At 61.5% G+C, this 23,858-nt stretch carries 13 protein-coding genes; 6 read left to right on the top strand and 7 right to left on the bottom strand.

Annotated elements, in window-relative coordinates:
- A complete protein-coding gene (locus tag M8Q45_RS21515) occupies positions 1-1,098 on the bottom strand; it encodes a cobalt-precorrin-5B (C(1))-methyltransferase (protein ID WP_249876308.1) in 1,098 nt (365 codons plus the stop codon).
- Positions 1,091-2,302 carry a precorrin-6y C5,15-methyltransferase (decarboxylating) subunit CbiE gene (gene cbiE, locus M8Q45_RS21510; RefSeq protein WP_249876307.1) on the bottom strand — a complete coding sequence of 404 codons (1,212 nt, stop codon included), beginning with the start codon at positions 2,300-2,302 and terminating at the stop codon, positions 1,091-1,093. Before cbiE ends, M8Q45_RS21515 begins: the two co-directional genes overlap by 8 nt.
- A 1,178-nt stretch (positions 2,303-3,480) precedes the next feature.
- Here cbiE and cobG point away from each other — a divergent pair.
- The 5 genes from cobG (at position 3,481) to M8Q45_RS21485 (ending at position 15,455) form a co-directional block, all read left to right on the top strand.
- A complete protein-coding gene (gene cobG / locus M8Q45_RS21505) occupies positions 3,481-4,800 on the top strand; it encodes a precorrin-3B synthase (RefSeq protein ID WP_249876306.1) in 1,320 nt (439 codons plus the stop codon).
- The gene (locus tag M8Q45_RS21500) at positions 4,793-5,419 is read left to right on the top strand and encodes a precorrin-8X methylmutase (protein ID WP_249876305.1); all 627 of its coding nucleotides are present in this window, start codon (positions 4,793-4,795) and stop codon (positions 5,417-5,419) included. Before cobG ends, M8Q45_RS21500 begins: the two co-directional genes overlap by 8 nt.
- Entirely contained in the window at positions 5,416-6,150 is a 735-nt protein-coding gene (locus tag M8Q45_RS21495) for a precorrin-2 C(20)-methyltransferase (protein ID WP_249876304.1), read from the top strand. Before M8Q45_RS21500 ends, M8Q45_RS21495 begins: the two co-directional genes overlap by 4 nt.
- Positions 6,147-7,847, top strand: a complete 1,701-nt coding sequence (cobJ, locus tag M8Q45_RS21490; protein WP_249876303.1) for a precorrin-3B C(17)-methyltransferase — start codon at positions 6,147-6,149, stop codon at positions 7,845-7,847. Before M8Q45_RS21495 ends, cobJ begins: the two co-directional genes overlap by 4 nt.
- Before the next feature lie 513 nt (positions 7,848-8,360).
- Positions 8,361-15,455, top strand: a complete 7,095-nt coding sequence (locus tag M8Q45_RS21485) for a TcdA/TcdB pore-forming domain-containing protein (RefSeq protein WP_349654632.1) — start codon at positions 8,361-8,363, stop codon at positions 15,453-15,455.
- Between the two features lie 72 nt (positions 15,456-15,527).
- Here the strand turns inward: M8Q45_RS21485 and M8Q45_RS21480 are convergent, their stop codons facing one another.
- A complete protein-coding gene (locus M8Q45_RS21480; protein WP_249876301.1) occupies positions 15,528-16,178 on the bottom strand; it encodes a hypothetical protein in 651 nt (216 codons plus the stop codon).
- Between the two features lie 216 nt (positions 16,179-16,394).
- Here M8Q45_RS21480 and M8Q45_RS21475 point away from each other — a divergent pair, with 216 nt between their 5' ends.
- The gene (locus M8Q45_RS21475; protein WP_249876300.1) at positions 16,395-17,219 is read left to right on the top strand and encodes a hypothetical protein; all 825 of its coding nucleotides are present in this window, start codon (positions 16,395-16,397) and stop codon (positions 17,217-17,219) included.
- 5 nt (positions 17,220-17,224) lie between these two features.
- Here the strand turns inward: M8Q45_RS21475 and tspR are convergent, their stop codons facing one another.
- From tspR to purH, 4 genes are all read right to left on the bottom strand, one after another.
- The gene (gene tspR / locus M8Q45_RS21470) at positions 17,225-17,821 is read right to left on the bottom strand and encodes a type III secretion system genes modulator TspR (RefSeq protein ID WP_181287315.1); all 597 of its coding nucleotides are present in this window, start codon (positions 17,819-17,821) and stop codon (positions 17,225-17,227) included.
- A gap of 63 nt (positions 17,822-17,884) precedes the next feature.
- Entirely contained in the window at positions 17,885-20,659 is a 2,775-nt protein-coding gene (locus M8Q45_RS21465) for a hybrid sensor histidine kinase/response regulator (protein ID WP_249876299.1), read from the bottom strand.
- 102 nt (positions 20,660-20,761) lie between these two features.
- Positions 20,762-22,054 (bottom strand): phosphoribosylamine--glycine ligase, encoded by a 1,293-nt coding sequence (purD, locus tag M8Q45_RS21460; RefSeq protein ID WP_249876298.1) that lies wholly within the window; start codon positions 22,052-22,054, stop codon positions 20,762-20,764.
- Positions 22,055-22,205: 151 nt separating this feature from the next.
- Positions 22,206-23,813: a bifunctional phosphoribosylaminoimidazolecarboxamide formyltransferase/IMP cyclohydrolase gene (gene purH / locus M8Q45_RS21455; RefSeq protein WP_249876297.1), complete on the bottom strand. Its 1,608-nt coding sequence runs from the start codon at positions 23,811-23,813 to the stop codon at positions 22,206-22,208.
- Between the last annotated feature and the right edge of the window lie 45 nt (positions 23,814-23,858).

Genomic DNA, 23,858 nt, shown 5'->3' with positions numbered 1-23,858 from the left:
TCATGGCAGGGCTGCGGCGTGGCCGACAATCCCGCCCTGGCGGTCGATGGCGAAGACTTCGACCTGGACCTGGGCCGGCACCACGCTGCGGGCGAAGGCCAGCGCGTGTTCGCACACCGCGTCGCCGAGGGCGATGCCGGCGGCGCTGGCCATTGCCAAAGCTTGTTGGCTGGTGTTGGCCTGGCGAATGTCTTGCTGCAAACGTTCGTCGGCACCGATGGCGGCGGCCCATTCGGCCAGTTGCGGCAGGTCGATGCTCGAGTGGCGGCTGTGCAGGTCCATGTGGCCGGCGGCGAGTTTGCTGATCTTGCCGAAGCCGCCGCAGAGGCTGAGTTTTTCCACCGGGACCTTGCGCACGTGCTTGAGCACGGCGCCGACGAAATCGCCCATTTCGATCAGGGCGATTTCCGGCAGGTTGTAGACCCGACGCATGGTGTCCTCGCTGGCATTGCCGGTGCACGCGGCGATGTGCAGGTAGCCGTTGGTCTTCGCCACGTCGATGCCTTGGTGGATCGAGGCGATGTACGCCGCGCAGGAAAACGGCCGGACGATGCCGCTGGTGCCGAGGATCGACAGGCCGCCGAGGATGCCCAGGCGCGGGTTCATGGTTTTCAGCGCCAGGGCTTCGCCGCCCTCGACATTGACGGTGACTTCGAAACCTCCGGCGTAGCCGCTTTCCTCGGCCAAGCGGGCGAGGTGATCGTTGATCATCTGGCGTGGCACCGGGTTGATCGCCGGCTCACCGACGCCCAGCACCAATCCCGGCCGTGTCACCGTGCCTACGCCGCGCCCGGCGACGAAACGCACGCCGGGCTCGACGGTCAAGCGCACCTGGGAAAACAACAGGGCGCCGTGGGTCACGTCCGGGTCATCGCCGGCGTCCTTGATCGTCCCGGCCTCGGCGCCTTGCTCGGTCAATCGGCAGAACTCCAGGCGCATCTGCACGTGCTTGCCCTTGGGCAAGACGATTTCAACGGCATCGGCCTCGGTGCCGCGCAGCAGCAAGCGGGCCGCCGCCAGGCTGGTGGCGGTGGCGCAACTGCCGGTGGTTAGGCCGCTGCGCAGGGGCGCGGGTTGTTCGGCGGTTTCGTCACGCATCGAGAGGCTTCACCAGGTCCAGCAAGGTAATCGGCAAGGCCTGGCGCCAGGTGTCGAACTCGCCCAGCGGCTGCGCCTGGGCGATGTGGATGCGGGTCAGCTCGCCGCCGTGACGTTCGCGCCAGTGCATCAGGGTCATTTCGCTTTGCAGGGTCACGGCATTGGCGACGAGCCGGCCGCCGGGCTTGAGTTGGGCCCAGCAGGCGTCGAGCACGCCTTCGCGGGTGACGCCACCACCGATGAACACCGCGTCCGGCCGTTCGAGGTTTTCCAACGCCTGTGGGGCGCTGCCGCGAATCAGTTGCAGGCCCGGAACGCCGAGGGTGTCGCGGTTGCGTTCGATCAAGCCTTGGCGGCCTTCGTCGGCTTCGATGGCCAGGGCCCGACAGCTGGGATGGGCGCGCATCCATTCGATGCCGATGGAGCCGCTGCCGGCGCCGACGTCCCAGAGCAGTTCGCCGGGTGTGGGGGCGAGGCGGGCCAGGGTAATGGCGCGCACGTCGCGTTTGGTCAACTGGCCGTCATGTTCGAACGCGGTGTCCGGCAGACCGGCCAGGCGGGACAGCCGCGACGTCGATGGTACGGCCCTGCATTCGATGGCAATCAGGTTCAGGTCGGCGACGGGCTCATCGGACCACTGTGCCGCGGTACTTTCGATCCGTCGTTCGGCCGCTCCGCCAAGATGCTCCAGCACGGTCATGACACTTGGGCCGAATCCCCGCTCACGCAGCAGCGCCGCCACCGCGGCAGGGGTCTGGCGATCATTGCTCAGCAACAACAGCCTCACGCCTGTGGATAAATGCACATTGAGCGCCGCCAGGGGACGGGCCACCAGCGACAGCGTGACCACGTCCTGCAGCGGCCAGCCCATGCGCGCCGCGGCGAGTGAGCAGGAGGACGGTGCGGGGACGATCAGCATCTGGTCGCTCGGCACCTGTCTGGCCAGGCTGGCGCCGACGCCATAGAACATCGGATCGCCGCTTGCCAGTACGCACACGGGTTCGCCCTGCCGAGCCAGCAGCGGTTCCAGGGAGAACGGGCTGGGCCACAATTCCCTTTCGCCACGGATACACAGCGGCAGCAATTCCAACTGGCGAGCGCTGCCCAGGATCCGCGACGCCTGCAGCAAGGCATGGCGAGCCGTTCGGCCCAGGCCCTTGAAGCCGTCTTCACCGATGCCCACTACGGTCAGCCAGGGGGTCATCTCTGTTCCTCGAATGGATGGGTTTGTTCTGCGGGCTTTTTGCAGCCGCGAACCGGGCCGCCATCATACCGCGCCCCGGTGGATCAGGCGCCTGGCGCAACGTCATAGTCACAGTCAGACCGCTATCGCGAGCAAGCTCGCTCCCACAGGGGGCTTGGGGTGGATACAGAGTCTGCGCACCCCCCGATCGAAACTGTGGGAGCGAGCTTGCTCGCGAAGGCGGCGGTCCATCCGACTTCATTTTTTCAGGCAGACCGCTATCGCGAGCAAGCTCGCTCCCACAGGGGGCTTGGGGTGGATACAGAGTCTGCGCACACCCCGATCAAAACTGTGGGAGCGAGCTTGCTCGCGAAGGCGGCGGTCCATCCGACTTCATTTTTTCAGGCAGACCGCTATCGCGAGCAAGCTCGCTCCCACAGTGGGCTTGGGGTGGATACAGAGTCTGCGCACGCCCCGATCAAAACTGTGGGAGCGAGCTTGCTCGCGAAGGCGGCGGTCCATCCGACTTCATTTTTTCAGGCAGACCGCTATCGCGAGCAAGCTCGCTCCCACAGGGGGCTTGGGGTGGATACAGAGTTTGCGCACCCCCCGATCGAAACTGTGGGAGCGAGCTTGCTCGCGAAGGCGGCGGTCCATCCGACTTCATTTTTTCAGGCAGACCGCTATCGCGAGCAAGCTCGCTCCCACAGTGGGCTTGGGGTGGATACAGAGTCTGCGCACCCCCCCGATCGAAACTGTGGGAGCGAGCTTGCTCGCGAAGGCGGCGGTCCATCCGACTTCATTTTTTCAGGCAGACCGCTATCGCGAGCAAGCTCGCTCCCACAGTGGGCTTGGGGTGGATACAGAGTCTGCGCACGCCCCGATCAAAACTGTGGGAGCGAGCTTGCTCGCGAAGGCGGCGGTCCATCCGACTTCATTTTTTCAGGCAGACCGCTATCGCGAGCAAGCTCCCCACAGGGTGCTTGGGGTGGATACAGAGTTTGCGCACCCCCCGATCGAAACTGTGGGAGCGAGCTTGCTCGCGAAGGCGGCGATACAGACAACATCATTGGATCAGGCCGCGTGTGTTCTTGAGCAATCCCACGTCAATCCGACCAGCAAGCTTTTCATGACCCCTGGCAAAGCAGGCATAATGGCGACCTTTCGCCGATGCGGCGCTTCAACTTGCCGGTTTTCCCTTGAACGAACGTCCATCCTCCAGCGTAGTACGCCCCTCCGGTTGCCCGGGGTTGCTACGTGTCGTCCAGGCGCTGGACGGGGGAATCTGCCGGATCAAGCTCGATGGCGGTTCCATCCTGGCGGATCAGGCCGATGCCGTGGCCTCGGCGGCCGAGCGGTTCGCCGGTGGCGTGATCGAGGCGACCAACCGGGCCAACCTGCAAATCCGCGGGATCGGCCCTGAGCATGGCGCGCTGGTCGAACCCTTGCTGGCCGCCGGGCTTGGTCCTCGCAAACCGTCCGGCGATGACGTGCGCAACCTGATGCTCAGCCCGTCGGCAGGAATTGACCGGCGAATGCTGTTCGACACCCGCCCATTGGCCGGGCAGATCCTCGTCACCTTGCAAACCCACGAACGTTTCCATGAGTTGTCGGCCAAGTTCGCCGTGCAACTGGACGGTGGGGAAGCGCTGGCGATGCTCGAACATCACCACGACCTGTGGCTGTCGGCCCTGGTCCGCGACGGCGAGCCCTGGCTGGCCTTCGGCTTGGCCGGCACCCCGCAGGATAGACCCGCGGGCCGGGTGCCCCTGGCCCAAGGGCACGCCTTGGTGGTGGCGGTGCTCGGGCTGTTTCTAGACTTGGCGCGTCCGGACCAGATCCGCATGCGTGACCTGCTGGCTGAGCTCCCCGTGGATGAATTCATGGCCCGGCTGGCCGGCCGTGTGCTCCTGCAAGCTTGCCCGGATTGGCAGCGGGATGCGTCCATCGATGGGCTGCACCTCGGTGTTCATTCCCAGCACGACGGCCGCGTCTACGTCGGCGCGGCGGCTGCCCTTGGCCGGCTCGATGCCGGAATGCTGCGAGGAGCGGCGCAATTGGCGCGGGAGAAGGGTGACGGCAGTCTTCGTTTCACGCCCTGGCAAAGCCTGTTGCTGCCAAACGTGCGCGTTGAGAATGCCGATGAGGTGCTGGCGCGGCTCCAAGCACTGGGTCTGTTGGTTTCGGCCGATCAGCCCCTCGCACAACTCATCGCCTGCACCGGTTCCAGTGGCTGCGGCAAAGCCCTCGCCGACACCAAGGCCGACGCCCGCCGACTGGCCGAGGGACTGCAACGCCGAGGCCAGGCATTGAAGATCCATCTTTCCGGCTGCCCGCGCTCTTGCGCGGCGGCCCATGTCGCGCCCGTCACCTTGCTGGCGGTCGCCCCCGGTCGTTACGACCTGTATTTTCGCGATGCCACGCTGCCGGGTTTCGGCGCGTTGCAGGCACACAATCTGACTATCGAAGCGCTCGACCACTGGCTCGGCGCTCATCCCCGGAGCCCCCTTGATGCTTGATTACATCCGCGACGGTCAGGAGATCTATCGCAACTCCTTCGCGATCATCCGCGCCGAAGCCAACCTGGCGCGCATTCCGGCCGATCTGGAAAAACTCGCGGTGCGGGTGATTCATGCGTGCGGCATGGTCGAGGCCGTCGATGGCTTGCAGTTTTCCGAAGGCGCGGGCACGGCTGGACGCCAGGCGCTGGCCGCCGGTGCGCCGATCCTGTGCGACGCGCGGATGGTGTCCGAGGGTGTAACCCGGGCCCGTTTGCCAGCCAATAATGAGGTGATCTGCACCTTGCGCGACGACAGTGTGCCGGCGTTGGCCCGTGAGCTGGGCAACACCCGCTCGGCGGCGGCGTTGGAACTGTGGCGTCCGCATCTGGAAGGCAGCGTCGTGGTCATCGGCAACGCGCCGACGGCGCTGTTCTACCTGTTGGAAATGCTCGACGCAGGTGCGCCAAAACCAGCGCTGATCCTCGGCTTCCCGGTGGGTTTTGTCGGCGCCGCCGAATCCAAGGCGGCACTGGCGGCTGACAGCCGTGGCGTACCGTTCGTGATCATGCAAGGCCGCCTGGGCGGTAGCGCCATGGCCGCCGCCGCGGTCAACGCCCTCGCTACGGAGATTGAATGATGCAGCAGCCTGGACGTCTGATCGGCCTCGGCGTTGGCCCCGGTGATCCGGAACTGATTACGGTCAAGGCCTTGCGCCTGCTGCGCGAGTCGCCCGTGGTGGCGTACTTCGTCGCAAAGGGCAAGAAGGGCAACGCCTTCGGCATCATCGAAGCCCATTTGCAGGACGCGCAGACGTTGCTGCCGCTGGTCTACCCGGTCACCACTGAAGCGCTGCCGGCGCCGCTGTCCTATGAAGAGGTGATCGCCGATTTCTACGACACTGCTGCCGAGCAATTGGCCGTGCACCTGGATGCCGGGCGCGACGTGGCGGTGATCTGCGAGGGCGATCCGTTCTTCTACGGTTCCTACATGTACCTGCATGATCGTCTGGCCGAACGCTACGATGCCGAAGTCATCCCGGGGGTGTGCTCGATGCTCGGTGGTGCCTCGGTGCTGGGTGCGCCGCTGGTCTATCGCAACCAGAGCCTGTCGGTGCTCTCGGGCGTGTTGCCCCACGAAGAACTCAAGCGCCGCCTGGCCGACGCCGACGCCGCCGTCATCATGAAGCTGGGGCGCAATTTCCCCAAGGTTCGCCAGGTGCTCCAGGAGCTGGGCATGGATGGGCGGGCGCTGTACGTCGAACGCGCGACCATGGCCAACCAGAAAATCGTGCCGTTGGATGAAGTCGAGCCGATGTCTTCGCCGTATTTCTCCCTGATCATTGTCCCTGGCGAACGGTGGCAGGGATGACGTCAACGGTTGCGGCAATTGTCATCCTTGGCCAGGGCAGCCTGGCAACGGCCCGGCGAATCCAGCAGCGTTATCCCGAAGCCTTGATCCACGGCCTGGCCGGTCGGGTCGAGGGCAGTGACCGGCAATACACGGAATTCGGCGCGACATTGCGCGCGCTCTATCAGCAAGACATGCCGATCATCGCCCTGTGCGCGGCAGGCATCGTCATTCGCAGCTTGGCGCCGCTGCTGCTGGAGAAGGGCGCCGAGCCACCGGTGCTCGCGGTGGCCGAGGATGGCAGCGCCGTGGTGCCGTTGCTGGGCGGGCTGGGCGGCGTGAACGTCATGGCCCGGGATGTTGCAGCGGCTTTGCAAGTCGTCCCGGCGATCACCACCAGCGGTGAATTGCGTTTCGGCACGTGCCTGCTCAATCCGCCAAGCGGCTACCGCCTCGGCGACCTGGAGCAGGGCAAGCGCTTCGTCTCCGACTTGCTGGCCGGTGAGCCGGTGCGCATCGAAGGCGCGGCGCCGTGGCTGGAGCAGGCGCAGTTGCCGCAGGATGCGCAGGCACGGTTGGCGATCCGAATCGACAGTGCTGCAGGAGCGCCTGCGGCGAACGAGTTGCGCATTTATCCGCGCAGTGTCGTGGTCGCAGTGAGCGCCGGCGCGACGGATGTGTTGGCCTCCATCGAGCAAGCGCTGGCCCAGGCCGGACTCGCGATGCAATCGGTGGCGTGCCTGTTGGCGGCGGACAGCGACATGGCACGCGCCGAGTTGCAGCAAGCTGCGTCGGTCCTGGGCGTGCCGCTGCGCTTCGTTACGGCCAACGGCAGTGTGGCGCAGTGGCTGGGCGATGCCATCTGCCATCGGGCATCCCCTCAGGTCTCGGGCGACGTTGCCATCGCCGTGGCCGCACAACCTCTCGATCCGCAACGGATCGGTCGCCCGCGTGGGCGCTTGGCGGTGATCGGCCTTGGGCCCGGCGCGGCCGAGCTGATGGTGCCGGCCGTACGCGCCGAACTTGACCGTGCCACCGACGTGCTGGGTTATGAAACCTATGTGCGGATGGCCGGGCCTTTGCGTGCCGACCAGGTGCAACACTGCACCGACAATCGTGAAGAGATGCAGCGCGCTCGACATGCGTTCGAGCTGGCCGCGCAGGGGCGATCCGTCGTGGTGGTTTCCTCAGGCGACCCAGGCGTATTTGCCATGGCGGCGGCGGTACTCGAAGCGCTGCATGAGTCCAGCGATCCGCGCTGGCACAGCGTCGACCTGCAGATCCTGCCGGGCGTCTCGGCCTCCCTGGCCACGGCTGCCCAAGCCGGCGCGCCGCTGGGGCATGATTTCTGCGTGATGTCGCTGTCGGACAATCTCAAGCCGTGGTCGATCATCGAGAAGCGCCTGGACCTGGCAGCCGAAGCCGACCTGGCCCTGGCGTTCTACAACCCGATCTCGCGTTCCCGCCCGTGGCAATTGGGGCGGGCGCTGGAGATTGTCGCGCAACATCGGGCTCCCGAGACACCCGTGGTCTTGGGGCGCGATATCGGCCGGCCCGGCCAGACCCTGCGCGTCACCACCTTGGGGCAACTGACCCCAGGGCAGGTCGACATGCGCACCATGGTGCTGATCGGCTCTTCTACGACCTGCGTATTTCCTCGCGCCGAAGGGGGGGAATGGGTCTACACACCGCGCTGGTATGGCGACAAACCGCTTTGATGAACCCGGCGGTCTGTTCGGACCGCCGTCACTTGATATTTCCGATGGCCATGGCCATTGCGCGCCGCCTGTTAGGCTTTGTACGAAAAGTGCCTGCGCGACGATCATGCTGCGTTGAAAACAGGCTCGGAATGCTCATTGACAACCAGTCAAGTCGAACGCGACCGCGGCCGTTCCTCACCTGTTTTCGCCTTGCCTGATCGCCGCTCGGCGAATTTTCGTACAAACCCTAAGTTGACGTGATGAAGTTATTTTAATAGCCGGAGTATTCGGCATGAATGCTTGGCTCGTAACAGGGGCGGTGGTTTTATTTGGCAATTGTCGGGCTGGTTTGTTGGTTGTGTGTTGATAATGAAGTGGGTTATTTTCTTTTTCGCTTTTAACTTAAGTGTGTTTTCTGAGGGGTGTAACTTTGCTTGGGAATAACTTTATTCCTGAGGGGGTTAACAAAGTTTGATGTTTGTTGTTTGCCAGAGGGTCTGGCCAGTCGCCCCGGTTGGTTATCTACAATAAATGGATGTGTTGTTAATGAGTGAATCTAAGTTTTCATCGACGGACAGCTACGTCGATTTTATGGGTTTGTTGAAGCTGAAGGATCTTGAACGGGTATTGATTTCGTATAAAGGCACTGACATCTATGATGCGGTGCTTCGGTATTACTTCGGTTGCATTGCCTTGTTGGACTCCCCACAAATGCTTGAGCCGCTGGGCTTGCTCAAGCAAGCCTTGGGAACCTTGCAGGGCGCCAGCCGACGGCGTCGTGCGACGGAACCATCGTCGAGCCCCGGAGGGGCCGGGGTCGGGGGCGTTGCGCAGATCCACAACATCATAGAGCACTTCGAAACGCGCCTGTCCAACGGCATTGAGCAGTTGAAACAGCCCGCCACCGAAGTGCCGAAGAATTTGCATTTCGTCTGGCTTGGCGGTGGCGTCGGGGCAATTCAGCGTGACTACATCAATATCTGGAAACAGGTGATGGGCGCGGAGGGGTATCGTCTCAACCTTTGGCATGACAGCGATGCGTTGCTGGCTTATGAAACCAATCGGATTATCGTCGAGGCCGCCAAGGCGGATGCCATGCGCCATGGCGGGGAGAGCAGTGTCGATGGGTTGGCGCTGGGCGATCGTTATGAAGAACGCGCCACCGTTCTGAAACAGCAGATGTATGCGCATATCAAGAAGGCCGTGGAAAACGGTGGCAGCGCCGATGAGGCGAGAATCGATTTGCTGGTGCGGGCCTATGGTCAGGATAAGGCTCGGCTGTTGGCCCTGAGGAACACCCATCGGCTCAGCTTCCAGGCGCTGGCTGGAGATCACCTGGCCCTGCGCGACCTGGCCAACGGTGAAGCGCCCCTGCAGTTGAAGGACATCTACGAGCGTGAAATAAGCCTGCGCGGAAACTTTGCCGCGGCCTCCGATGTGGTGCGCATCGAAGCCTTGTTCGCCGAAGGCGGCAGTTACACCGATGTCGATAACCTGCCGCCCTTGTTGGAAAAGTTGGGCGGGCTGGACATCCGTGAATTCCAGGCGGATGCGCGCCTGGGGGCGCTGCAGTTGATGCTTGATCGAAACCCCGAGTGGATGCCTGGCCGGCAGGCGTTGCGTGGCCGATACACGAATTATTTTGAGAGGATCCCGTCGGAGCATCGCGGGGCGCTTGAGCGTTTCGCCAATAGCCAGCCTGGGTTGGACCGTGTTTTTCGTACGCCGGTGGAGCGTCTGGCGCGCCCGGACGAACTGCGAGCGGTTGCCGTACGGAATTCCTTGAGTAACGCATTCCTGATGGCCCACCCTGGGGCCGCGATGCTACAGGCCGTGCTCGATCGATTCCGGCTCAATTATGAAATCGTCGACGCCACCGCGCGCCTGGCCGATGAGCAAAACGTTGCCCTGACCGATGTCAAGGCCATGAGTCATCTTGCACAGCAGGCGGCCACGAAGGCGCTCGGTGATTTTCATGAGCTGGCGCCGCAAGTGGAAATGGCCGCGGCTTTCCTGGTGGAGGCTGCCGCCACCTACTACAGCGATGGCATTCGCCCCCAGAGTGAAGTGACGATCTATCTGACCGGCCCCAGCGCCATGCGCGAGGGGATGAGGGCTTATCAAAGAGCGCATTTCACGCCTGGCATCGCTGAAAAGTGGGAAGCGGCAGCTGCCATCCCGGACTTTGCCACTGTCAACCGGGCTACCGAGGAGGAGCTGGATCACTCCTGGAAGGAGAACGAGAGCGACCTCGGGCAGTGGCTCGAAAACGAGAAAAAACGCTGGCAAGAAGGCCGGTTCAAGGCCCGTTATGCCGGTGAGATGGCAGAGCTGCTCAAATACCGCACCCTGCAGTTCGACGAAGGCTGGCCAGTGATCGAGGGACGCCACGTGTTGTCCACCGACCTTTTGCAGCACCTGGCCGACGAGTTGGGTGAGCCCTTCAAGCAGGCGATGAATCGCGGCCACAACGGCGTGGTGACCTTCAAGAAGGCAATCCCCCTGGGCTTTGATGAGCGTCAGTCGATCCTCGCCCAAAGCGCTGCCATGTTGCCCCCTGCGTCATTGAGCGATCCACAGACCCAACAGTTGTCTACCGCTGAGCTGTTGAACCGGCTCGCCGAAGATCATTTTGACATCGCTCAGTTGAGTCCCTTGCAACGTCTGCTGCTGGCTGCGTTGATCGGCGCCGAGGCGGTGGACAACCGCACTTTCGATGCGGCTCGTCCGAGGCTGGAGAACCTGGTCAATATTTTCAGGAAATCGGGCACCGCCGGGGAGTACGCGACAATCGAGCGCGCGTTATATCAGCAGCGGGCGCCCGCCTTCCTGACCGGACTCGCCAGTGCGGCCGATTATCCATCGAAGCATGGCGAAACAGCGCTGGCATTGAAGAGGGCCGCGCTGCAAAAGCCGCTGACGTTGCGCCAGTTGGGCGAATATGTGGCGCGGATCCAGCAGGCGGCGAGATTGGAGCACCGTGTCGGGATCATCGAGCGCATGGGTGCCGTCCTGGATGTTTTTGAAGCCGGCACGGCCAAGCTCGTGCCGCAGGACCTGCTGCTTCAGGGTGAGGGCGACCGGGTGGGCGGCCGTTGTTATCCCCTCGCCCTGGCGATGGCGGCTGCCCTGTCGGTGGACAAGGCTGCGGCCAATACCTTGCGAGAACGATTTTTCCTCGGGGTTATCGAGCCTGAGGCAAGCGACTCGGTGTCTTTCCTGAGCCTGATGGAGTCGTTGCGTGACGTGCAGGTCGCTGATGTGGGCAGCGCGCTGGCACGCTCGGACTTGAACGAAGTTATCCAGACGCTGGAGGCCAGGACCACCACCGCTACGCTGATGCTCAACTCGGACAATCACGCCATGCTGGTGGCCAAGACGTTTGAAGGCGAGCGGGGTACCTATCACTTCTACGATCCGAATTTTGGCGTATTTGAATTCGCAGACTCGACCGCGTTCAAGCAGGCGCTGGATCAGTTCTTCCTTGAGCAGGACATGGCTCGTTATTACGCTGCGTTTGGCGATGCGACGCGTCCAACTTTTGACCTGGTCGAATTGGATGGCGCGCGGGTCTCGGACCTGTCATTGCCGGGCGAAATAAAGGTCTCGCGACTGCTGAAGCCGGGCGCAGTGCCTGGGCAGTCGTCCGTCCCCTTGAAACAGCGAATTGCCAGTGCCCGAGGGCAATCACTTCAGAAAAATCCTCGGCTCGGCAGTTGCCTGTCGGCACTGGATGGCCATTGGTTGGCGCAGCAGATCGCTGAGGTGACGACCCACTTGGAGCAGGCGAACGCGTTGCCCCCGGACCTTGTGCCGCTGTTCGATACCTTGGAGGTCATGCCGGATGGGTCGTACCGGATGTCCATGATTGATCCCGTCCTTCCCGAGCGAGCGATCAAGATAAACACGCCTGACCACCGGCTCCTGCGGATAAAAAGCTACTTGTCGGAGATGTTTTCGGTCTTGGCCAATCGTTCTGCCGTTTCAAGCGATCCCGCTGAAGTGGGCAGCGTCCATACCTTGAATGCCGGTTTTGCCGTACAAGCGCTGATGAACGCCCTACGGGGACGGGAAGACGCTGGCCGTCGCCTCAGCTGGGCGGTCCGGCTGCATGCCTATGTCAATTACGCGCAGCTGGTGCATGGCAACGTCGTGGATGTCGCGGGGCTGGTGACATTGGTCCGGCAGGCGCTGGCGGAAGAAAAGTTGATCGCCCGTACGGTCGCACCTGTGGTCAAGGCCTCGGTGGGGGTCAGTTTGAACGAGGCGGTAGGGGGGCTGCTGCAGTTGGCGAATGTCGGGTTCGACATTTATCAATTATCCACGGCACAAAACGAAGTTGAACGGACTCAGTTCGGTACTCAACTGGCTTTCGATTCGGCCAGCCTGGCATTGTCGGTCGGCGCTTATGTTGCCGGCGCCACGACGGCGGGAGCGGTGCTTGGCGGTGCCTCGGTGATACTTGGAGGATTGGCGGTGGGCGTGGCGGCGGTGGCCCAGGGGTTCGCCGTCATTGCCGAAGAGGCCAAGCAGGTCGGGCTGTTTTTCGACGAGGTGGCGAACGCTCATCTTCACGCCTATGAGTTCAATACCGCTCATGGCACCTGGATGCCACGTCCCTCGCTGGTCGTCCAGACCGTGGATCTGACCAACGCCTTGGTGGTACTGGACAGCCCCAAGCTCTATCCGCTGTACGATCATTTCGGTGTGCCGTCATTCACTGACGATTACAAACGGGCGATCGACATCCGTCGGGAGCTGAACCTGCCACGTCGGGTCCGCTTCACACCGGACGCCGGCCAGGCCATCATGCTGCCCTGCACACCGCAAACCTGCTATCGCTATGAATACAAGGCGCTGCCGTTTGCCAACCGACGGCACGATACCGGTTTCGACATTGCACGGCGCCTGGAGAAAAAGAAAGCGGATGGCGGATGGCTGTTTCTGTTCTCTTTCTATTCGTTTCCGAGCGAGTACATTCTCCATCGTCTTTTCAACCCGGACTATCGCCCAACCGCAATTGAAGTATTGCTCGACGAGACCGCTCGCTCGCTGGTGGTGCCTGTTCTGCCAGCCAGTTGGCACGGAAAAATCTCTTATCGGATCCAGGGGGCCGGCAAGCGATGCGCACTGCTGCTCAATCCGGGGGTGAGCCTGACCCTCGATGCGTCGCGACCGCGGGACTCAACTTGGGTGCTGGATGCCTCATGGGCTCAGCAAAGCGATATCCGGATCGAGCGTTACGGCAAGTTGTTCATAGGCGATGTCCAAGTGGCGTTCACCGGGACGGGACGCCATAACGTCCTGCTCCGGGCCGCCGACCAACGAACCTTCCAGGTGGATCTGGGCACAAGGCAGCTCAACGTCGTCGGAGATACGGTGCCAGCGGGCATGGATCGCCAAGCATTGAGGGAGCACCTCAAGTCCCTCGCTCGACAGCACTGTCTGGTAATGCCCTATACACTTGTTCACGACTACCAGGTTCCTTTCGAGAAACCCGGCGAGCCCCGATACATTACGGCTTGGTACGACGCCCGGGAAGATCGCTTCCTTTACATTCGCGATGAAATACCGGGAGCCGATGACGCGGTACTGGGGGCGGTGGCGGGTGGTTATGCCTGGTTCTACAACCCCCAGGATGTGAGGATCTGGCAGGTCGACGCGACCACCGGGTTGTTGATCCGACACTACTGGCTCTGGGGTTCACTGAGTGCGACTACCGTTATTAAAGGCATCGAGGCGGACGCGCAGGGCGTGGTTCACGTCGTGCAGCAAATGACTCACGAGGGCAACGTCTGCGAGGCGGCCTATGTTATTCATGAGGGGCAATTGCTGCTCAGTTCAATCATCAAGGATTTGGATGCCGAGTTGGAACCGCTCCTGAGCGCCAGCGAATTGTTGGATGATTGGGCACACGTGCTTGGCGACGGTTATGTCTATTCACCTTCCTTCGGCAGTGAACACACGTTTGATACCGTTACTTGGCAACCGGCTCCCTTCGTGTCGATCTGCTGGAGGATCGACGACACAGACCGGGACATGGCTTGGATTCGCCGCAGCGATCGCCTGATCATCCGTCCCGTGCCAAGACCGAAGCATCACCGCGGCTGGCCCGACTCGATCAAGAACATGACCGACCTGACATTGCTGCCGCTGGCGGAGGAGGACGACATCTTCATGATCTATGAGCGAGGCAGCCAGCGATTGTGCCTCAGGCAGCGGACCGTGGTGGCGGGCAAGGCAAGTTGGACGACCCGATGGACACAGGACGAAAAGCTCCAGGATGTCATTGCTACCGAGGACGGGTACGTCATGCTGATGTCTGATGGCCTGTTTTTCAGCCTGACCCGCCGAGGTGTTCCGACGCTCGGTGGGGTAAACGAACAGTGGTTGAAGGACCAGGCGCATTGGTGGTCCGCATTGCAGCCATTGGCTCGGCGGTACACGGCTGAACGGTTTGCCGTTGTCGGTCTGAGCAATGCCGAGGGGCACGGCAAATTGTGCGCCTGGTATATCGGTGACAGGCTGTTGCTGGCTGATTTGGGGCCGACAAGTGAAGTCCGCCTGCTGAACGTAACGCCCGATGGCGAAGCCGCCTGGCTGTTCGATGTTTCCAAGGGTGGAGTCTACCGCCAGGCGTTTATCGATCCGCAGGGATTGGAGGCCGCGTTTGGTCAAGGTTCCCGGTTGCTGCAGGCTGGTGCGATACCTGTCGCGGAGCGTCAGTGGGGGCCTTGGCAGTTTGCCGAACTGTCCGTCGAAGGGCCGGGGCTGCGAGGCGTCACGTTCGAAGGCATTGTGGTCGCGCTGCTTGCCCATGAGCCGGCACGGATCATCGGCGTCACCCAGAAGTGGGTCGCCCTGCAAGGCGGTCGGGAACACGAGGGGCTTGAGCAGTTGGCGACTCAGCCGCTGCGCAGCGCGCTACTGACGGTGGAGGAGCCCGGTAGCCTGAAATGGTTTGTCGCTGAAACGGGGCGCATCGTGCGGGTTCCCAGGACCGCCGTCCCGCAGTCCTACGAGGTCTTGGGAACCCAGCGGCAGACCAACGTATTGCTTCACGAAAGCGAGAACGGGAAACTGCTGGCCTTTCCAGGCGCGGGACAGGTGGGAACGCTCAGTTACGTCCAGCGTGAAGGCGAGGTGCTGGTTGTCGAGGCCCAGGGGATGGAGATTCGCGATCTCCTGCCGCTAGTACCGGACGATGTCACGACCCTGGTCCTGCGCATGGGCCAAGAAGCGGTGAGTTACCGTCTGTCCAAGGCGGCCTGGTTTCGTCTCAAATCGGTGATTCTCGACTGCCGCCAGTCATTGGCCGGAGGGGAGGCGATCCCCGGCAAGTTGTTCTGGGAGCTCGATGAGCCGGACGAGTTGCTGGTGGGCCATGTCGATGAACACTTGGTGATCATTGATCCGAACAGCGAGCACAGTGTGATTCTCCGTGACATATACGCGACGGATTCCAATTCTCGCAGAGAGGTCCAGCTCAGTTTTGGTGGGAATCGACAATACGCGGTCTCGACGCTGATCGCGCGCTTGGGCGATTTGCCAAGTGCCCAGGGCGGAACCACGCTCCAGGCGCTGCTGAAGGAGGTGTCACCTGTGGGGACCAACCTGGTGAGTTGATCACTTGTTGATTGATAGGTGGGGGAAAAAAGGGTTGCAGGTTATCCACCTGCAACCCTGGAAGCCAGTCGTTCAAGAACGGCCCTTTCGCAACGAAAATCGCCTCATCAGACTTTCATCCAGTTTCTTTTTGATCAAGACTCTTTTGCTGTCCAGCTCGCTTCTGTCCAGTTTCAGGTATGCCTTGCGCTGGACGATTCTGGCGGAGCGCTTTTCCCAATTCCAAAACAGGAAGTTGCGCCTTCTTACGTTGACGCTCAACTCAAGTTTAAACAGTGCAATATGGAGATTGCCCCGTGAATCGTAGCGCGCCGGGATAACTTGAAAAGACTCGCCCTCTCGGGTTTCTGCATCCAGCGAGAACATGGCCGGGTTATTGATTTTCAATGTCTCCAGCGTGTCGATCATCGCATTGGCCTGCCGAGCGTCAGGCATCGCGTGGGCGCTTTCCACCAGGAAATCCGCCACGGAATCCGAGACGATATGTCTCGTGGTCGTATGGATCGAGTCCCCATACAGCGACCAACCGAGGAAATTCAGCGTGCGCGCATATTCTTCAAACCAGCCCTCGGCATCGCTGTAGCGGTGATAACCAAGGTCGGCCGAGCGGGTCGCGATGTTATTGCAATCGGCAATGTCGTTGTGATCTCGCTGGGAAGGTGTCTCGATGTAAGAGAGCAGATTCGGGCCAGTGACGAGGCCGGTTAATAATTGAAATTCCATTTAGGTTTATCGTCCGTCTGGGTGGTTGTTTTTTATAGGAATACAATAATTGCGGGCGTTCTCAAGGGTGTTGGAAGATTGATCGGTGTCTGAATGTTTATGTGGTGGGTGGCGCTACATATGTCGTAGCTAGTTTGGATTGTTATTTTCTTTGAGCATGTTCTAGATTGTTTCTTGTCCGCGGGAAGCGGCCAGTCATATAACTAAGGAAGTATTATGGAAACGTTTGAAAGTAAAATCAGCACTGAGCAAAGTATCGAGCTCATCGGCGCGCGTATCGACAGGCGCAAGGCCCAGGACTTCGCAGGTCGGCGTATGCGCAGGTCCGCCATGCAGGTGCTACGGGACAACCCCACCAAGGAAATGGATGCGGTCATGCTGGGCGATGCGTTGGTAGGCTATGGCAATAACATGTCGCTCAATAACATGGCGATCATGGAGAACGTCATGACCATGGCAATCATGGAGGCCAACTATCTTGTGCCTGGCGGGAAAAATACCCATGCGTGGTACATCGAGTTCATCCAGTGCCTGCAAGAGCTCGGCTGTTTCGTGGCGGATGACGGTTACTCCCGTTACACCGAGAGTTCCCTGCAGGTGGATATGGACTTGGTGATCAGCGATATCGTCAAAGGAATCATCGATGGCGTGAAAGCCAGCATCCCGGCGGCGACGGTGTTGGGTTCCGTGGTCAACACGACAATTGATGGCTTGAAGCAGGATAAGGAAATCCTCAATCTGTTCGGCAGCCAAGCCAAGTCGGCCGATGGCGCACGCTTATCCGTCATCCCCTGTGAGCAACTGGCCAACGGTGTTCTGATTGCCTCTTCCAGCTCGATAAAACAGACCGGTACTTCGAATAACGGTGGCGTTCTATTTGTGAACTGGCGCTCTTCGGCGCGAGAAATTTTCCGGGGCAAGTCGTTCGTGACCTTCAACCCGGCGCGCTATGAAGACTTCAGGCAGGACATCGAGGAGTACCTGGGCGAACATCGCCGGGAAGTGTTGAGCAAGCGCTTCAGCCGTCGCAAGCGCGCCTGAGTCGGTCACTGCACCAAGTAACCTCTTACCCCGGTGAAGATGATCTGCGCTGCCAGGGCACAGACAAATAGCCCCATCAAGCGGCTGACAATCTGCAAGCCCTGGTCGCCGAGAATCCGCTCGATGCGGCTGGACAGGTACAGCACCACGCCAACGGTGAAGCTGGCCAGGGCGATACTGATGATGGCCATGAGTTTGTCGTCCCAGTGTGGCTGGCTTACGCCCATTACCAGCAGGGCGCCGATGGTGCCGGGGCCGACGGTCAACGGAATGGTCAGCGGGACGATGGTCACGTCCTGCTGCACATTATCGGTCTGTACGGCCGATTTGCCCTGGGCCATGCCCAACGCCGAAATGAACAACACGCTGCCAGCGCCGATGCGGAAAGCATCCACCGTAATGCCGAACACACTGAAAATCACCCGCCCGAACAGATACAGCAACACGCTGGAAACCAGCGTTGCGGTCGCGACCTTCCAGGCCAGGCGACGTTGTTCCTTGCGTGAATAGCCACGCGTCAGGCCGATAAAGCACGACAGGACGAAGAAGGGGCTGTAGAGCACCAACATTTTCAGGTAAACGCTGAACAGCACGTGAAGCATGGTCGAGGGCTCAGGGCGGAGGAAGACGACCGGAGTCTATCAGGCGTTTTGGCGTCTGTCGGCTCAGGACGTATGTGCTGTACGGTTCTGCTGGTCGCGCTGTGCCACCCAATGCTCGATCAGCTCGCGCAGTTGCGACAATTCGACCGGCTTGGCCATGTGCCCGTCCATGCCTGCCTGGCGGGCGCGCTCCTTATGCTCGGCCAGGATATGCGCCGTGAGTGCAACCACCGGGGTGCGGGTGCGCTTGTTGCCGACTTCCCAGGCGCGAAGTTGCTGGGTGGCGGAAAACCCGTCGAGGATCGGCATTTCACAATCCATCAAGACCAGGTCGTAGCGTTGTTCCTTCATGGCCTTGAGGGCTTCCTCGCCGTTGCTGGCCGTGTCGGGTTGCAAGTTGAGCTTGCCGAGCATGCCGCGGATGACCTTGGTGGAAATGGTGTTGTCTTCAGCCACCAGGATGCGGAAGTCGGCGGGGACTTTCACTGGCGCGGGAACGCCGGCACTGGCCGGGACGTTTGGTGCCTGGCCTTTGTTGCGCTGGTTCAGTTCATCCGCCAGGGTGGTCTTGAGCGTATAGCCGGCCACCGGTTTGGCGAGGATGCGCTTGACGCCGCTGTTGCGCGCCACGATCTTGCTCGGGGCGTTGCTGATGCCAGTCAGCATGATCAACAGGATGTCGTGGTTCAGGCTCGGGTCTTCCTTGATCTTGGCGGCCAGTTGCGTGCCGGTCATGCCGGGCATGTTCTGGTCAAGCAGTACCACGTCGAAGTAGTCGCGCAGGTGGGCCTTGGTGCGCAACAGCGCCAGCGCCTCCTTGCCCGATGGTACGGCGCTGACGTTCAAGCCCCAGGCGCTGCATTGCTGGACCAGCACCTTGCGGCAGGTATCGTTGTCGTCAACGACCAGCACCCGTGCCCCTTGCAGCGGGCCATCGAGGTCGGAAGTCGGGTGTTCGAGGCGATCCGGGTCCAGTGGCAGGGTCAGCCATAACGTGCTGCCCTGGCTGCTGCCGCTCTTGATGCCGAATTCGCCATGCATCAGCATGATCAACTGACGGGCGATGACCAGGCCCAGGTTGCCCCCCAGGCGCGTGGCCGAAAGGAAATTCTTGCTGTGCAGTTCCGCGTGCATCAGCGTATCGCGCTCCTCGGCATCCATGGGCGACCCGCTGTCCTGCACGGCGATGCGCAGGCGAGGCTGGTTGCTGCGTTCATCGAGGGCCACGACGATCAGCACTTCGCCTTCGTCGGTTTTCTTCAGGGCATGCTCCAGCAGGCTCAGCAGCGCCTGGCGCAGCCTTGTGGGGTCACCGCTGATGACCCGTGGCACCTGGGGCTGAATGAAACTGATCAGCTCGACGTTCTGCTGTTCGGCCTTGGCGCGGAAGATGCTCAGGCAGTCCTCGATCAGCGCGTTGAGGTCGAACTGCACGTCATCCAATTCGATCTGGCCGGATTCGAGACGGGAAATGTCGAGTATCTCGTTGATCAGGGTCAGCAGTTCATTGCCTGCGCTGTGGATCGTCTGCACATAATCACGCTGCTTGACCGACAGTGGCGTGCCCAGCAGTAGTTCGGTCATGCCCAGCACGCCGTTCATCGGGGTGCGAATCTCGTGGCTGATCTTGGCCAGGAACTCCGCCTTGGCATTGATTTCCGCGTTGCTAGCCGCCAGATCGCGGCTGATGCTGAAACGGCTCTCGTTGATTGATCGCTGTCGTTCGCCCAGGGCAACGCTCATCAGCAGGCCGCTGATGCAGATGAACACCAGTAGGGTGATGATCAGCCCTTGGGGCGCGACTTCCGTCAGCCCTTGCAGGGCCGGCAGAATGATCAGCGTGCCGAGGTTGAACACGACCATGGCCGCGACAAACAGCCGTGCCGGGCGGTAGCCTTTCTGCCAATGCCAAGCGCTGACGAACAGCATGCTAAGGCCGGCCAGTGCCACCAATGTGTAGGTCATGATGTTGAGGGGCAGCGTGTTGACGAACAGCAGCAACAGGCTGCATAGCATGATGAAGACGATTTCGCCCAGCAGCAGCCGGTTCAGCGGGTGCGGCCCTAGCGGCGCGAAGTAACGATAGGCGAACATCAAGCCGCAGGGCGCTGTCAGCAACAGCGCCAGATAGGCCCCCGGCGTTTGGATCGCCGGCCAGTCCGGAAACCAGGCCCCAGCCAGGTTCAACAGCAATATCAGGCTGAGCATCAACAGCCCTTCGCAGGCTGCCAGCCACAGGCAACTGCGTGAGCGGGTGTAGGCGTAGCGGGTGAGGTTGTGCAGGATCAGCATTGCGATACAACCGAACAGCAGCCCATAAACCAGGGTCTGGTTCTGGTTGGCGGCTGCCATCACCGCCGGTTGCAGTGAGACGAACGGGCGCAATTCATATCGCGAGGCCAAGCGCAGGTAGACGTCGAGTGGTTTATCGCTGCGGGGCAGCGCCAGCATGAAATCGCTGCTGGGCACGGACTGTTCGGTGCCTGCCGTGGCGTTGCCGCTGATCTGCTGGTCGACCAGGGTATCGCCGTCCAGCACATAGAGATTGAGGCGTGAGAGGTCCGGCGCGAAGATGCGCAGTATCTGTTCATGCTTGTCGGGTGCCAGCCGGAAGCGCAGCCACAATGCGCCGCCAGGTTCGGCGGCCTTGAGGTGATCAAGGTCGATGGGGCTGAATTGATTGGTGTAGCGAACAGAGCGAATGTCGCTCAGTTTCAGGTCGCCCTGTTCGTCGAGCAATACCGCCCAGGCACTGCCCGGCGCGGCCTGGGCCGGGAGCACGCAGAGCAGCGTCAGCAGGGTAACGGTCAAGCCTATGGCAATCCTGAGCCAGCGCACGGCGAAATCCCTTCGTAGGTTGATGCCAGATTATAACTATGCGCGGCGCCCGAGCCGACAGGCAAGGGCCATGGACCCTTGCCCGGCTGAATGGCCAGGTTATTACAGGTTTTCGCCACGCTCGCGGGCAATGGCGCGGTAGCCAATGTCCTTGCGATAGAAACAGCCTTCCCAATCAATCTGTGCGGCTAGCTTGTAGGCCTGCTCTTGAGCGGCACCGACACTGTCGCCCATGGCTGTGGCGCACAACACGCGACCGCCTGCGGTAACCACTTGGCCATCCTTCAATGCCGTACCCGCGTGGAACACCTTGCCTTCCAATTGTGCCGAGGCTTCCAGGCCCTTGATCGCACGGCCCTTGGCATAGTCGCCAGGGTAACCACCGGCGGCCAGTACAACGCCGACGCTCGGACGCGGATCCCATTGAGCTTCAACCTTATCCAGCGCCTGGGCCAGGGCGGCTTCCACCAGCAGCACCAGGCTCGATTGCAGGCGCAACATGACCGGCTGGGTTTCAGGATCGCCGAAACGGCAGTTGAATTCGATGACTTTTGGGTTACCAGCCTTGTCGATCATCAGGCCAGCATAGAGGAAGCCAGTGTAGACGTTGCCTTCCTCGGCCATGCCACGCACGGTTGGCCAGATGACCTGGTCCATGACGCGCTGGTGCACGTCGGCGGTGACCACTGGAGCTGGGGAGTAGGCGCCCATGCCGCCGGTGTTCGGGCCGCTGTCGCCATCGCCGACACGTTTGTGGTCCTGGCTGGTGGCCATTGGCAGGACGTTCTTGCCATCGACCATGACGATGAAGCTGGCTTCTTCGCCATCGAGGAATTCCTCGATTACCACGCGGGAACCCGCGTCACCGAAGGCATTGCCGGCCAACATGTCGCGCACGGCGTCCTCGGCTTCGGCCAGGGTCATGGCCACGATCACGCCTTTACCGGCGGCCAGGCCGTCGGCCTTGATCACGATCGGTGCGCCTTTTTCGCGCAGGTAAGCCAGGGCCGGTTCGATTTCGGTGAAATTCTGGTAGTCGGCGGTCGGGATCTTGTGGCGTGCCAGGAAATCCTTGGTGAAGGCTTTGGAGCCTTCCAGCTGCGCTGCGCCGGCGGTCGGGCCGAAGCAGTCCAGGCCGCGGGAGCGGAACAGGTCGACGACGCCGGCCACCAGCGGTACTTCCGGACCGACGATGGTCAGCGAGACGTTTTTCTCGGCGAAATCAGCCAGCTGTTCCAGGGCCAATACATCGATGGCTACGTTTTCGCACTTGGCTTCGATGGCGGTGCCGGCATTGCCCGGCGCGACAAAAACCTTTTGCACGCGGGGATCCTGAGCCACTTTCCAGGCCAGGGCGTGTTCGCGGCCACCGCTGCCAATGATCAAAACATTCATTTCAAAAACCTCAAAACTGTGGGAAGCGCTGCAATCCCCTGTAGGAGCTGACGAGTGAAACGAGGCTGCGATCTTTGATTTTGCTTTTACAGCCAGATCAAAAGATCGCAGCCTCGTTTCACTCGTCAGCTCCTACAAGGGGAGCGGTGTATCAGTGACGGAAGTGGCGCATGCCCGTAAAGACCATCGCGATGCCAGCCTCGTCGGCTGCGGCAATCACTTCAGCATCACGCATCGAACCGCCCGGCTGGATCACCGCAGTGATACCCACCTTGGCCGCATTGTCGATGCCATCACGGAACGGGAAGAACGCATCGGAAGCCATGACCGCGCCCTGTACCTGCAAACCGGCGTGTTCAGCCTTGATGGCGGCGATGCGGGCCGAGTTCACGCGGCTCATCTGGCCGGCGCCGACGCCGATGGTCTGGCGGTTCTTGGCGTAGACGATAGCGTTGGACTTGACGTACTTGGCGACTTTCCAGGCGAAGATCAGGTCGTTGATTTCCTGCTCGCTCGGAGCGCGCTGGGTCACGACCTTGAGGTCTGCGCTGCCAATCATGCCGATGTCGCGGCTCTGGACCAGCAGGCCGCCGTTGACGCGCTTGTAGTCCCACGCCGGCGCACGATCAGCCGACCATTGGCCGCAGGCCAGCAGGCGCACGTTGGCCTTGGCGGCGACGATGGCGCGGGCTTCTTCGCTGACGGAAGGGGCGATGATCACTTCGACGAACTGGCGCTCGACGATGGCCTTGGCGGTCTCGGCGTCCAGCTCACGGTTGAAGGCGATGATGCCGCCGAAGGCCGACTCGGTGTCGGTGGCGTAGGCCAGTTCGTAGGCCTGGCGGATGCCGCCTTCGGCGTCCGGGCTCACGGCCACGCCGCACGGGTTGGCGTGCTTGACGATCACGCAGGCCGGCTTGACGAAGCTCTTCACGCATTCCAGCGCGGCGTCGGTGTCGGCCACGTTGTTGAACGACAGTTCCTTGCCTTGCAATTGCGTGGCGGTGGCGATGCCGACTTCGGCAGGCTTGGCTTCCACGTAGAACGCCGCGCTCTGGTGCGGGTTCTCGCCGTAGCGCATTTCCTGGGCCTTGACGAATTGGGTGTTGAAGGTACGCGGGAATTCGCTGCGGCCTTCGGTACTCAGGGTGTCGGCCGCCTGGTTCACGGTGCCCATGTAGTTGGCGATCATGCCGTCGTAGGCGGCGGTGTGTTCGAAGGCCTTGAGCATCAGGTCGAAACGCTGGGCGTAGGTCAGGCCACCGGCCTTGAGGTTTTCCAGGACGCTGGCGTAGTCGCTGGCGTTGACCACGATCGCCACGTCTTTATGGTTCTTGGCGGCCGAGCGGACCATGGTTGGACCGCCGATGTCGATGTTCTCGATGGCGGTCGGCAGGTCGCAGCCAGGCTTGTTGATGGTGGCTTCGAACGGGTAGAGGTTGACCGCAACCAGATCGATCGGCTTGATGCCGTGCTCGTTCATGATGGCGTCGTCGATGCCGCGACGGCCGAGGATGCCGCCGTGGATTTTCGGGTGCAGGGTCTTGACGCGACCGTCCATCATTTCCGCAAAACCGGTGTAGTCCGCGACTTCCACTGCGGCGACGCCATTGTCCTGCAGCAACTTGAAGGTCCCGCCGGTAGAGAGGATCTCGACGCCCAGCTGTTGCAGCTCGCGGGCGAATTCAAGGATCCCGGTCTTGTCGGAGACGCTGATCAAGGCGCGGCGGATCGGCAGGCGGGTGGTCTGGTCGGTCATTTCAAGTTCCATCAAAAGCAAGGGAAGTCAGCAAAAAAGGCGACC

This window comes from Pseudomonas sp. T1.Ur (genome assembly GCF_023516725.1).
GTDB classification, from domain to species: Bacteria; Pseudomonadota; Gammaproteobacteria; order Pseudomonadales; family Pseudomonadaceae; genus Aquipseudomonas; species Aquipseudomonas alvandae.
Note: the sequence above shows the minus strand (reverse complement) of the source record. Positions and strands in the feature narration are given on the sequence as shown.

Bases quoted from the DNA above. Each gene is read 5' to 3' on its own strand.
- purH (WP_249876297.1), bottom strand. From the start codon at position 23,813: ATGACCGACCAGACCACCCGCCTGCCGATCCGCCGCGCCTTGATCAGC.
- cbiE (WP_249876307.1), bottom strand. From the start codon at position 2,302: ATGACCCCCTGGCTGACCGTAGTGGGCATCGGTGAAGACGGCTTCAAG.
- M8Q45_RS21475 (WP_249876300.1), top strand. From the start codon at position 16,395: ATGGAAACGTTTGAAAGTAAAATCAGCACTGAGCAAAGTATCGAGCTC.
- tspR (WP_181287315.1), bottom strand. From the start codon at position 17,821: ATGCTTCACGTGCTGTTCAGCGTTTACCTGAAAATGTTGGTGCTCTAC.
- purD (WP_249876298.1), bottom strand. From the start codon at position 22,054: ATGAATGTTTTGATCATTGGCAGCGGTGGCCGCGAACACGCCCTGGCC.
- M8Q45_RS21495 (WP_249876304.1), top strand. From the start codon at position 5,416: ATGATGCAGCAGCCTGGACGTCTGATCGGCCTCGGCGTTGGCCCCGGT.
- M8Q45_RS21485 (WP_349654632.1), top strand. From the start codon at position 8,361: ATGGATGTGTTGTTAATGAGTGAATCTAAGTTTTCATCGACGGACAGC.
- M8Q45_RS21480 (WP_249876301.1), bottom strand. From the start codon at position 16,178: ATGGAATTTCAATTATTAACCGGCCTCGTCACTGGCCCGAATCTGCTC.
- cobJ (WP_249876303.1), top strand. From the start codon at position 6,147: ATGACGTCAACGGTTGCGGCAATTGTCATCCTTGGCCAGGGCAGCCTG.
- M8Q45_RS21515 (WP_249876308.1), bottom strand. From the start codon at position 1,098: ATGCGTGACGAAACCGCCGAACAACCCGCGCCCCTGCGCAGCGGCCTA.
- M8Q45_RS21500 (WP_249876305.1), top strand. From the start codon at position 4,793: ATGCTTGATTACATCCGCGACGGTCAGGAGATCTATCGCAACTCCTTC.